General features: G+C 38.0%; 8 protein-coding genes and 1 pseudogene. 4 read left to right on the plus strand and 5 right to left on the minus strand.

Features of this window, described 5'->3' with window-relative positions; translation table 11 throughout:
• Positions 1 to 10 precede the first annotated feature (10 nt).
• Positions 11 to 1,633 (plus strand): bifunctional metallophosphatase/5'-nucleotidase, encoded by a 1,623-nt coding sequence (locus tag QSH13_RS14790; RefSeq protein WP_286039328.1) that lies wholly within the window; start codon positions 11 to 13, stop codon positions 1,631 to 1,633.
• 248 nt (positions 1,634 to 1,881) lie between these two features.
• Here QSH13_RS14790 and QSH13_RS14795 read toward each other — a convergent pair whose 3' ends face one another.
• From QSH13_RS14795 to sbcD, 3 genes are all read right to left on the minus strand, one after another.
• On the minus strand, positions 1,882 to 2,481 hold the full coding sequence (locus QSH13_RS14795; protein WP_109406826.1) for a nitroreductase family protein: 600 nt from the start codon (positions 2,479 to 2,481) through the stop codon (positions 1,882 to 1,884).
• Between the two features lie 158 nt (positions 2,482 to 2,639).
• Positions 2,640 to 6,341 (minus strand): AAA family ATPase, encoded by a 3,702-nt coding sequence (locus tag QSH13_RS14800; protein WP_286039329.1) that lies wholly within the window; start codon positions 6,339 to 6,341, stop codon positions 2,640 to 2,642.
• On the minus strand, positions 6,341 to 7,570 hold the full coding sequence (gene sbcD / locus QSH13_RS14805) for an exonuclease subunit SbcD (protein WP_185901692.1): 1,230 nt from the start codon (positions 7,568 to 7,570) through the stop codon (positions 6,341 to 6,343). Before sbcD ends, QSH13_RS14800 begins: the two co-directional genes overlap by 1 nt.
• A 220-nt stretch (positions 7,571 to 7,790) precedes the next feature.
• Between sbcD and phoB the strand changes: the two genes are divergently transcribed.
• From phoB to brnQ, 3 genes are all read left to right on the plus strand, one after another.
• Positions 7,791 to 8,480, plus strand: a complete 690-nt coding sequence (gene phoB / locus QSH13_RS14810) for a phosphate regulon transcriptional regulator PhoB (protein WP_109397136.1) — start codon at positions 7,791 to 7,793, stop codon at positions 8,478 to 8,480.
• Positions 8,481 to 8,503: 23 nt separating this feature from the next.
• Positions 8,504 to 9,802, plus strand: coding sequence for a phosphate regulon sensor histidine kinase PhoR (gene phoR, locus QSH13_RS14815; protein ID WP_109397137.1), 1,299 nt, complete (start codon positions 8,504 to 8,506; stop codon positions 9,800 to 9,802).
• 478 nt (positions 9,803 to 10,280) lie between these two features.
• Entirely contained in the window at positions 10,281 to 11,624 is a 1,344-nt protein-coding gene (gene brnQ, locus QSH13_RS14820) for a branched-chain amino acid transport system II carrier protein (protein WP_286039330.1), read from the plus strand.
• A gap of 53 nt (positions 11,625 to 11,677) precedes the next feature.
• Here the strand turns inward: brnQ and QSH13_RS14825 are convergent, their stop codons facing one another.
• Both QSH13_RS14825 and QSH13_RS14830 read right to left on the minus strand, forming a co-directional pair.
• Positions 11,678 to 11,971, minus strand: a complete 294-nt coding sequence (locus QSH13_RS14825) for a helix-turn-helix domain-containing protein (RefSeq protein ID WP_006535148.1) — start codon at positions 11,969 to 11,971, stop codon at positions 11,678 to 11,680.
• Positions 11,972 to 12,150: 179 nt separating this feature from the next.
• Positions 12,151 to 12,238: pseudogene (locus QSH13_RS14830) on the minus strand (IS200/IS605 family transposase); the annotation flags it as partial.

The raw sequence follows: 12,238 nt of genomic DNA on the forward strand, positions 1-12,238 counted from the left end.
TAAATTTTAAATGAATCATAAATATAAACTCGTTGCACTGGCGGTAAGCTCAGTCTTATTAGCTGGTTGTGCTAAGAACTACGACGAAGCTAATGTTGTGGATGTGCGTGTTATCGCAATGAATGACTTCCACGGTGCGCTAAAAGCGCCAGGTCCAAACAAACCTGGTGGCATCGAGCACATGGCTACGTTAATCAAAGAAATGAAAAAAGATAACCCGAACAATATCGTTGTTGCGGCGGGGGATATGGTTGGTGCAAGCCCTCTGTTATCTTCAATGTTCCATGATGAACCTTCAATCGAAGCATTATCATTAGCAGGCTTAGAAGCAACGTCTGTGGGTAATCACGAATTTGATAAAGGTATGGGCGAGTTACTGCGTAAACAAAACGGTGGTTGCCACCCAGTAACGGGTTGCCAAGGCCCAACTGAATTTAAAGGTGCTGATTTTCAATACTTATCAGCAAACGTAACTGTTAATGAAACAGGTAAAACGTTATTCCCTGAATATGTTATCAAAGAATTTAACGGCATCCCGGTTGCTTTTATCGGTGTGACTCTAGAAGGTACGGCGGCTATCGTAACCCCTAAAGGCACTGAAGGTTTAAGTTTCCATAACGAAGCCAAAACAATCAATGCATTAGTGCCACAGTTAAAAGCACAGGGTGTTCAAGCGATCGGTGTATTGATCCACGAAGGTGCAGCACAGCGCCGCGATGGTGGTCCTGTTAATATCAACGCATGTAATGGTATTACAGGTAAAGTATTAGATGTTGTTGACCAATTAGATCCAGCGATTGACTTTGTTGTGACAGGTCACACTCACCAAGCTTATAACTGTACTATTAATGGTAAATCAGTGACATCTGCACAATCTAACGGTGCAATGTTAACACGTATCGACCTGAAATTAGATAAAACAACAAAAGACGTTGTTGATGTAGAAGCACGTAATATTTGGGTTGATAACCGCAAATATGAAAAAGATCCTGCAGTAACTAAACTGTTAGAAGCTTATGAAAAAATCGCTACCCCATTAGCTAATCGTATTATCGGTAAGTTAGAAGGTAATTTAACTAAGCAAACTAACGACGCAGGTGAGTCTGCTCTGGGTCAAGTGATTGCTGATGCGCATTTATATACGGCAAAACCCAAAGATATGGGTGGCGCACAAATCGCATTTATGAACAGCGGTGGTATTCGTGCTGATATGACCGGTGGTGACGTTTCTTATAACGCAATCTACACTGTACAGCCGTTCTCTAACGTACTGTTAACTCAGACGTTAACGGGTGAGCAAATCAAACGCCTGTTAGAGCAACAGTGGGATCGTTCGCGTCCACAAGTATTAGCCGTATCTGGTAACTTCCAATACACATGGGATAGCAAAGCATCGAATGGTAATCGTGTTATCGTTGAATCAATGAAAATTGACGGTAAACCAGTAGATATGAAAGCGAACTACCGTGTTGTGGCTAACGAATACTTAGCAACGGGTGGTAGTAACTTCTCAGTACTGAAAGAAGGTAAAGATCCAGTTTACAGCGTGCCAGATGTTGATGCAGTAGTGAAATACTTTGCAGAGCAGTCTCCAATTGCTCAACCAAAAGCGAATAACATCACACGCAAATAACGTATTTTCATACGCCTTGTGAAAATCGCACCTTTTATTTCGGTAAGAGGTGCGTAAATAAATAAAGAGAGCAAAGTGTTGAACACAAAGGGTCCATCCCTACCTTTGTATTCATTACGCACTTTGCTCTTTTTTTATGGATGTGTAATAAAAAAAGCCCACAGAGGCTTGTGGGCAATGGAATGAAAGTAAAGAAAAGAGGGTATTACTTATTGCTAGGGTATTTTGTCAGATGTCTGTTCTAACACTTATTTGAAGATTTTAAAGCGTGCATCATCTTCCATATAATTCTTTTCACCAGCCTCTTGTTCAATTGAACCAAAGACCATTTGTGCTCTTAATTTCCATGTTTTTGGCAGATCCCAAGTTGTATGAACTTCGTCATCAATAATTGGGTTGTAGTGTTGTAATGAAGCACCTACGTTTTCTGCTGCTAATGCAGTCCAAACAGAAAGTTGCGCCATACCACTAGCTTGTTCTGACCATATAGGGAAGTTATCCGCATACAGTGGGAATTGCTCTTGAAGACCTTTTACGATATCAGTATCTTCGAAATACAGAATTGAACCTGCCCCTGCGGCGAAACTATTAATTTTTGCTTCAGTTGCACTAAATGCTTCTGCGGGTACTAATTTTTTCAGTGTATTTTTAACGATATTCCACAGTTTTTGGTGTTGTTCACCAAACAGAATAACAACACGAGATGTTTGTGAGTTAAATGCTGTTGGGCTCTCTTTAACGGCTTCTTTGATAATCGCAGTGACCCTGTCTTCGCTAATTGGAAGTTGATTACCTAAATGATAAATTGTTCTACGTTTTTTCATTAAATCAGTAAATGCGTTAGACATGGTTGTCTCCTTGATAAATTTTAGCGCTTAAAGCGTGTTTTAGCTTGAGCTAATCTATAGACACACTATAGAGCTTAGTCGTGATTTATTGATATATAAAAAATTTAATCAGTTACGTCAAAATATTCGACCTAGTTTTTAACTAATTGATTTATATTTTATTTATCTACATATCTAAATTCGGGAGCAAGTTGGCTGATACCTAATCCTCCGGCTTTCTTCACTTTAATTTGTACTGGAATGCGCTCTTTCATGGCTTCTACATGACTAATTACGCCAATAATTTTGCCGGATGCATTAAGGCTATCAAGTGCATCTAATGCAATATCTAAGGTATCAGGATCTAATGTGCCAAAGCCTTCATCAAGAAAGAGTGATTCAATTTGAGTTTTGTTACTGACCAAATCCGAAAGCGCTAAGGCGAGTGATAAACTGACTAAGAAACTTTCGCCACCAGAGAGCGTGCGAGTATCACGCAGTGCATCTGCTTGCCATGTGTCTGCAATTTGTAGTTCAAGGCTTGCTGGTGTTTTGCGTTGCAAGAAATAACGTCCATGAAGCTTTTCTAAACGACGGTTAGCCAAATAAATGAGATGATCAAGCGTTAAGCCTTGGGCAAAGCGGCTAAACTTATCTCCCGATGCAGATCCCACTAATTCATTTAAGTAGCTCCAATCGTCAAACTGAGATTGTTGTTTGGTAATATGAGTCAGTAGCGCCTGTTGCTCTTTACGCTTTTCTTCGTCAGCTCGTAGTTGCTCTTGAATACGAAATTTCGTTTCTTGTAATTGAATAAGTTGTGTTTCTAACAGCAATAACTGAGCGGTAATTTGTTCAAAATTTTGTTGTGTTATCAATATTGGTTGTTGTGATAAGTGTTGTTGATAGGCATTTTCTTGTGTATCTAAACGTGTTTTTTCTTGTAACAGCTTATCAAGACGTTGTTTTTGTTGCTCTTGTAAACGATGTCTTTCCTCGACGGATAACAATGAAGCGAGAAATGCCTTTTCATCAGTAAACGGGCTGTTTTTTAACGCATGTTGATATTGTTCAACGATAGCTTGTGAGTGAACATGAAGCCGTTGTAGTGATTTTTCGTTTTCTTGATATTGGCCAATAAGCTGATTTAAACGGATTTCGAGTCGGTTTTTTTCTTCACTATATTGCTCAATTTGCTTTTGTAACAATAGACTCCGTTTATCCAACTCATTACGTGCATCTTCGGTGGTTTGTGTTCCGAATAAAGTTTGCCGTTGTGTTTTTAGCTGCTCTTGTTGCTGATGTAGTTGTTGTAAATGGATGAGAACAGTATCAAGTTCTTTTTGAATTTCAGATAAATAGCGTTTTCTCTCTTCCTGTGTTGATAGCAATTCGCGGATGATTTGTTGTAATTCGTGATGGGTTTTTAAGGTTGATTGATATTGTTGGCTCTCTTCTTTGCGTGCAGTAATCCATTGAATTTTATCTTCAAATTCTTGTAATTCATAACCTTGCTGTTTAACAAGGGATTGAAGATCCTGCGCTAACTGAGTTTGTTGTTGAAGATATTGCGCTGTCTGTTGCTGTTTATTGGAAACTTCTTTCTGTTGCTGAGCATATTCATTTTGTTGATGAAGAACAGTTTGTTGTTGTTGATTAAATTGCTCTTTGTTATCAGATAATAGTTTGTATTCCTGCTGAATTTTGGCTTCTAATGCTTGATAATTAATTCGTTTTTGTGTCAGTAAATCATCTTCTTTCTTAAGTTCTACATCTAATTGAGTTAAAACTGCTTCTTCACAGCCGACATCTGGTAATGCATAAGTTTGCGCTACATCCCGCCATTGTTGTGTTAATGACGTAATATCTTGTGTGAGTTGTTCAAGTTCGTTACTTAATTTTTCGTTTTGAGCTTGATAGTTAGCAGACTGTGTTTTTTGTTCTACTAACTCTATTGTTAATGCATGAACTTGTTGCGTTAAAATATCTAGCCGTGTTTTTGTTTCATCTGGTTTAATTTTTTTATATTTTTCAACATAAGGATGTTCAGTTGAACCACAAACAGGACATGGGGTGTTTTTAACTAAACGCTGTCTCTCTTCTTCGTACTCGGCTAATTTTCGTATTAAAAGATAATTGTCATTTAAATCTTTAAGATGTTGCTCTTTTTCTTTTAAAACGATGCTATTTTTACGGATATTTTCAGTTAGCACCGCTATGTTTTGCTGGTTTTCTAAATAACTTTTTTGCTGCTGATGTTCAGCTTTTATAGCACGCTCTAATTGAGCCTGTAATCCCATTAGTTTTGCGAGAGCATTTCTTTGCTGATAAATTTGTTGCAAACGATGAGGAATATCCGCAATGGCATCTGCTTTATTTTGTTGCTCAAGTTGCGTTTGCAATTCGCTTAATTGTTGTTGCTGTAAATTAAGCTTGTGTTGTTGTGCTTCTAGCGTGTGTATCGTTTTTTCGAGGGAAAGTTTAAGAAATTGCGCTTTTTCTTGTTCTATTTTTTCATTTTTCTGACTCGTTAGATATTTCTCTGTAATTTCATCATATTGCTCAAAATAACGTTGCCATAAAGGTAAGTTTTCAGCAAGTTGAGCATGAGCTGCATGCTGATTTAAATATTCATTTAATTCATTGAATTGCTTTTGTGAACCAGCTAATTTGACATCTGTTGACTGTATTTTTTCCAGATATTCTGATTGTGTTTTTTCTAGTGTATTTTTTTGCTGTGTTTTTACTGAAATATCTTGTTGTAGCAAGATTAACTGATTATCTAATGGCGCGACTTGTTCACGAATAAGTTGCAATATTTGCTGTTTTTTCTCATCGTGTTGTTTAAATGTTTCATGAGCTTCGACTAAATGCTGATTAATAGGTTGGCTCTGTTGTTCAATACGCAGTTTTTCTGCTTTTAGTGTTGATAGTTGTGATTCAATATAGGTTTGTTCTTTTAATAGACGATCCTTTTCATCATAAAGTGGACGGATTTTTTCTGCTGGTTCACTATTTTCAAGACGTTGAATATCGGGCTTGGCAGCAACTAACGCTTCTTGTGCTAAATTAACTTCGGTTTGTGCTAATACTTTATTTTTATTGAGTTCAATTTCTTTTTCTTGCCACTGCTTTGCTGTTTGATATTCCTGTTGTTCTTTTTGTAATAGGTTCTCTTTGGCAACAAGATTAGTCTGTTCGGTTAATAAAGCTTGGCGAGCATTTTCATCTAATAATGCCATCATTTCGGCTTGCTGTTTTAGTGTTTTTAATGCTTGTTCTTCTTCACGCCAATGTTTAAAGATAGATTGGGATATATGACGATAAATATCGGTACCTGTGAGTTCTTCGAGTAATTCAGCGCGGGATTTATCATCTGCATTTAAAAAAGCCGCAAATTGTCCTTGAGAAAGCAACATAGATTTAGTGAAACGCTCAAAATCAAGGCCAGTAATATTAATGATCATCTCTTTTACTTGGCTTATCTTGCTTGCTAATATTTTGTCTTCGCCTCCGGCCGTATTTATTTTAACAAGTTCGGCTTGTGGTGCTTGAAGATTGCCATCTTCTTTATAATTAGCACGGCGTTGTTCCCAAAATGCTCGATACGCTACACCTTTGACTTCAAATTCAACTTCGGTCAAACATTCCGCGGTATGGCGTGTCATTAACTCATTTTGTGATTGTGTGACTTTATCTAATCTTGGCGTTCGATGATAAAGGGCTAAACTAATCGCATCTAATAGGGTGGTTTTTCCCGCACCTGTAGGGCCTGTAATCGCAAATAACCCGTTGCTGATAAAAGGTTCTTGGTTGAAGTTAATTTTCCATTCACCTTTTAAAGAGTTAATATTTTTAAATCGCAGACTTAAGATTTTCATTATGCTTCGTTATCCTCTTTCTCTGCCATTTCAACTGCTTGTTTAAATAATGTTGTTAAACGAGTTTTCGTTTCTTCTGAATCAAACTCATGTTGTTCTAAGCGCCTTTCAAAAACATCATAAACGGTTAATTCGGTCAGTGTTTCGTTCTCATTTTGAGTAAATGCTTGGCGCTGTTTTCTGGCTCTTCTTAATAAAATTACTTCAAAAAGCGGGTCATTAGTGAGCTCTTGAATGCGGGTTTGTATATCACTGAGATAGTCTTGGGTTGAGACTTCGATATCCAACCAAATAGTGGTATCTATTTCACCGTATTGTTTTTTTAGATCTTCAAGTTTTATAGCTATCTCTTTTAATGAACCACTGATAGTGCGTAGTAACTGAAATTCAGGGATGGGTAATAGTGTGAGGTTAGTTAATTTATCTTGTTCAAAATCGATAAGGCAGACACTTTTCTGTTGTCCGCTCTCATCAAAACTTAAGGGGATAGGGGAGCCACTATAACGAATATGGCCTGATTTATTCACCACTTGAGGGCGATGAATATGACCTAGAGCAATATAGTCAAATTCTGGGAATAGGGTGGCAGAGAAAGCTTCTAAAGTACCAATATAAATTTCTCGTACCGAGTCCGTCACACTCGCACCAATGGTTGTAAGGTGGCCTGTTGCAATAATGGGAATGTTGACATTTAATTGCTGACGTAATTCGAGAGCTGTTTGATATTGCGTTTGATAATATTCAGCAATCGCGTCTTTTAAGGCAGTTTGTTTTTCAGCACCTGATTGCCCACTTTTACTGCTGATCATGTCTCTAGGCCGTAGATAAGGGATTGCACAGAGTAATGCGCCTGGCGTGTTATCTTTTTGAGGAAGAATGATCGGGGCTTGTGGTGTTTCTGCATGAACATTGGCAATAACTGTCGTATTTAAACACGCCAATAGTGATTTTGATTCATTGAGTGTCGCGACAGAGTCGTGGTTACCACCTAGAATAACGAGCTGACATTGTGTGTCTCGGATAGCGACAACAAAACGATTATATAGCTCTCGAGCATAACTTGGTGGGGAGCCTGTATCAAAAATATCACCAGCAACAATTAGTGCATCGACTTGATAGTGTTTAATTTGTGCTAATAACCAATCAAGAAACTGCTGATGCTCTTTAGCTCGAGTTTTAGTAAAAAAATATTGCCCTAAATGCCAGTCCGATGTGTGAATAATCCGCATTGCTATCCCTCTTTTTTATTTGATGAAGAGTATAGCGCACCTTCGTTTTTTCGTGAAAACTCAACAATACGTCCTCTTTTTGAGTGATATTTCACCAAAAAATGGTTTATTTACCTTAACAACAGGGATCTATTTCAGTAATGTTAAGGTTAGTCATAAATCTGTCATAAAACTGCATCATAATCATTTTGACCCTCTATAACATTACACAGGATAGAGTATGGCAAGGCGTATTCTTGTTGTTGAAGATGAAACCGCAATTCGAGAGATGATCTGTTTTGTTTTGGAACAAAATGGTTTTCAACCGATTGAAGCAGAAGACTATGATTCTGCATTGAGCTTTCTTATTGATCCTTACCCTGATCTGGTTTTATTAGATTGGATGATCCCCGGAGGATCTGGTTTGCAGATAATAAAACAGATGAAACGGGAAAGTAACACCCGCGATATTCCAATTATTATGCTAACAGCAAAAGGGGAAGAGGAAGATAAAGTCCAAGGATTAGAAACGGGTGCTGATGATTATGTTATCAAACCCTTTTCACCTAAAGAGCTTGTCGCCCGAGTGAAGGCGATCTTACGGCGTTTATCACCGATGTCAGCGGAAGATATCATCGAATTCAATGGATTAGGACTTGATCCTGTTTCTCATCGGGTAACGAGTCAAGACAAACCGATAGATATGGGACCCACCGAATTTAAACTCCTGCACTTTTTTATGACACATCCTGAACGTGTATACAGTAGAGAACAACTGCTAAACTACGTTTGGGGAACGAATGTTTATGTCGAAGACCGTACTGTTGATGTGCATATTCGTCGTTTACGTAAGGCCATTGAAGAAGATGGTCATGACAAAATGATACAGACAGTACGTGGAACGGGATATCGTTTTTCTGCCCGTTTCTAAGTCAATATGGGAGTAATCGTCTGGTGTTAGAACGACTATCATGGAAAGCCCTCGTTTGGGGGCTATGTCTATTTTGCTTACCTGCTTTTATATTATCGCTTTTTATCGGGCATCTTTCTTGGTTGCTGGTGGCCTCGCTTTTCAGTGCTCTTGTGTGGCATGCCTATAATTTGCTGAAATTATCTAAATGGCTATGGTTAGAGCGCTCTGTATTGCCCCCAGAAGGAAGTGGGGGATGGGAGCCTATTTTTTATGGTATTCGACAGACCCAACAACGTAATCGTAAACGACGCAGAGAATTAGGCGACTTAATTAAACGTTTTAGAAGTGGTGCTGAAAGTTTACCCGATGCAGTCGTGATGATGACGAATGAAGGGAATATTTTTTGGTGTAATAGTCTTGCTCAACATTTATTGGGTTTTCGCTGGCCTGAAGATAATGGGCAAAATATTTTTAACTTATTACGTTATCCTGATTTTTTGCATTACTTTACCGCAGGTGATTTTAGTCGTCCCTTAACCATTTCACTAAATAGTGGTTCTATTGTTGAGTTTCGTGTGATGCCATATAGCGAAGATCAGCGTTTGATGGTGGCTCGCGATGTAACAGAAAAAAATAAACTAGAAAACTCACGACGTGATTTTTTTGCTAATGTCAGTCATGAGTTAAGAACACCACTAACCGTTATTCAAGGCTATCTTGAAATGATGGAAGAAAATAGTGTAGCAAAACCCGCAGAGCATAAGGCGATAGTCACAATGCAAGAGCAAGCTAAACGTATGGATACGCTTGTTCAGCAACTTTTACAGCTTTCTCGTATCGAATCTGCTCCGCATATTGATTTAAACAAGATTGTTGATATTCCTGCCATTTTGGCGTTATTACAACAAGAAGCGAACTCATTAAGTCAAGGTCGGCATCAGATTGTTTTTGATGTTGATGATCAGTGGGCTGTTCGTGGTAATGAAGAGCAATTGCGTAGTGCTGTTTCTAACTTAGTGTATAACGCCATTAATCACACTGAAGAAGGTACAACAATCAAAGTCAATTGGAAGAAGATTCCCCAAGGTATGTTATTTAGCGTTTCAGATAATGGATCGGGGATCAGTGCTGAACACTTAACACGTTTGACAGAACGTTTTTATCGCGTTGATAAAGCTCGCTCTCGTCATTCTGGTGGTACCGGGTTAGGTTTGGCTATTGTGAAAAAATCGTTGCTCCATCATCACTCTCAATTGAATATTGAAAGTAAAGTGGGGGTTGGGAGTACATTCTCTTTTATCCTTCCTCAAACATTGCTTAGCGCTAAAGAAACACACTAGCTGTATGTCTTTTTTAAAACCTTTATCATCTGTATTCAATCAGTGATAAAGGTTTTTTGTTCCTTTCTTCATCTTTTTAATATCAACAAAAACTAATATCGTAGCGTTAAATTTTAATATTATTAATTAATGTTAACTTTAAATGATGCCGATATTCAATATTATTGGTGATAAAATGCACAAATCATATCATGTATATTCGATAATATATGATAGTTATAACTAGTGCTGAAAAATAGTTTAGATGATTATTCTGGTTTTTGGATTGGCTATTGCCTTTTTTCATTATAAAAGTTTTACTTGTGACCAGTTATCGGCAATTTTTTCTATTTAGTACTTAATTGCTCTACATGAAATGATTATATATGGATATTATCCTGAATAATGATGATATGAGCCTAAATAGATATTGTTGATTTTATGTTGCGCCATATCGGCGTAATTAAATCATTATTGTAAATACATATTAACAAAACTTATGGCACATAGATTAACTTCCAGAGATATTCTGGCATTAGGGTTTATGACATTCGCCCTATTTGTTGGCGCTGGCAACATTATTTTTCCTCCAATGGTGGGGTTACAATCAGGCGAATTTGTTTGGACCGCAGCGATTGGCTTTTTGATCACCGGTGTTGGTTTACCTGTTTTAACGGTTGTCGCATTGGCAAAAGTTGGTGGTGGCATTGAGGCATTAAGTACACCTATTGGTAAATCAATGGGATTATTATTAGCTATTGTTGCTTATCTTGCTGTTGGCCCCCTTTTTGCTACTCCTCGTACTGCAACCGTTTCTTTTAAAGTGGGTATTGCTCCTTTAGTGGGTGATACAGAGATGTCATTGTTGATTTACAGCATTGTCTATTTCTTAATTGTTATTGGAATTTCACTTTATCCGGGAAAATTACTAGATAGTGTTGGTCATATTCTTGCACCGATTAAAATTTTGGCATTAGCAATATTAGGTATTGCCGCGGTATTTTGGCCTGCGGGTGGCGCTATTCCTGCTACTGATGCTTATCGTGATATGGCGTTAACTCAGGGCTTTATTAACGGTTACCTCACCATGGATACATTGGGTGCTATGGTTTTTGGTATTGTTATTGTTAATGCGGCTCGCTCTCGGGGTATTGATAATTCATCATTGTTAACACGTTATACTATGTGGGCGGGAATTATTGCGGGTGTATTGTTAACTGCGATCTATTTGAGTCTATTTAAATTAGGCTCTAGCAGTGGCAGCATTATTCCTGGTGCTCAAGATGGCGCTGATATTTTACATGCCTATGTACAGTACACTTTCGGTAACTTTGGTAGCTTCTTCTTAGCCGTATTGATTTTCTTAGCCTGTATGGTGACTGCTGTTGGCTTAACTTGTGCATGTGCAGAGTTTTTTAGCCGTTATTTACCTATCTCTTATCGTGTATTGGTATTGATTTTGGCGATATTCTCAGCCGTTGTTTCAAACTTAGGCTTGAGCAAGCTGATTGCGTTTTCTATTCCTGTACTGATAATGATTTATCCACCTTGTATTGTGATTATTTTAATGAGTTTCACATTACGTCTGTGGAATAACCCAAGTCGTATTATCGCGCCAGCAATGGCTGTTAGCTTATTTTTCGGTATTTTTGATGCAATCAAAGCGTCTGACTATCTGAAACATTTATTACCCGATTGGGCTACAAAGTTACCGTTAAGTGAGCAAGGTTTGGCGTGGTTAATTCCTGTTCTCATTACTATTGTTGTGTGTGGTATTTACGATAAAGTGGCAGGCTCTCCGAGTAAAAAAGTGATCCATACTGAAGCCATCCATAAGCAATAAAGTACATTGGGTTAAAGATAAAAAGGGAAACGAAAGTTTCCCTTTTTGTTGATTTAAAACTCATCTTGTAATACCTCTTCAATCGTCCTTGGCATACGTGGTTTATTCACTTTCTTTGGATCAACAACTGCATAAAGATTATTTAAATCATCAAGGCATTGCCAAAGTAACAGTAGCTGGCGTAGTGAAATTTTACCTTGTAACTCAAACTTTTTGATAGTTGAAGCAGGAACTGTACTACGCTCGGCAAGTTGTTCACGTGACCATTTTTCTTTTTCACGCAACTTTCGTAAATGAGAGGCAAAGGCTCGACTAACATCGAGATCAGTAAGTAATGAGAGTTTCATTTGTTAGCCTCAAATAGATACTATAATGTCTAATTATAGCAAAAAATAGCTATTTTGGACATTATAGTATCTATTTGATTTAAGAGTAGAGCAAACAGTTTAGCTTAGCGAAAAACGCCGTAAACCCTCGCCCAATGCGGGCGGGGATATAAGGCGAAAAGCCCGCAGGGCTTTAAAGATCAATCAGACGTTGACTGACTCTGAACGTAGGCTCTGAGCGTTTCAATCGTTGCCCCTCCGGTGCTACAGACAAAGTACGATCTCGAC

The organism is Proteus faecis (assembly GCF_030286765.1).
GTDB lineage: Bacteria > Pseudomonadota > Gammaproteobacteria > Enterobacterales > Enterobacteriaceae > Proteus > Proteus faecis.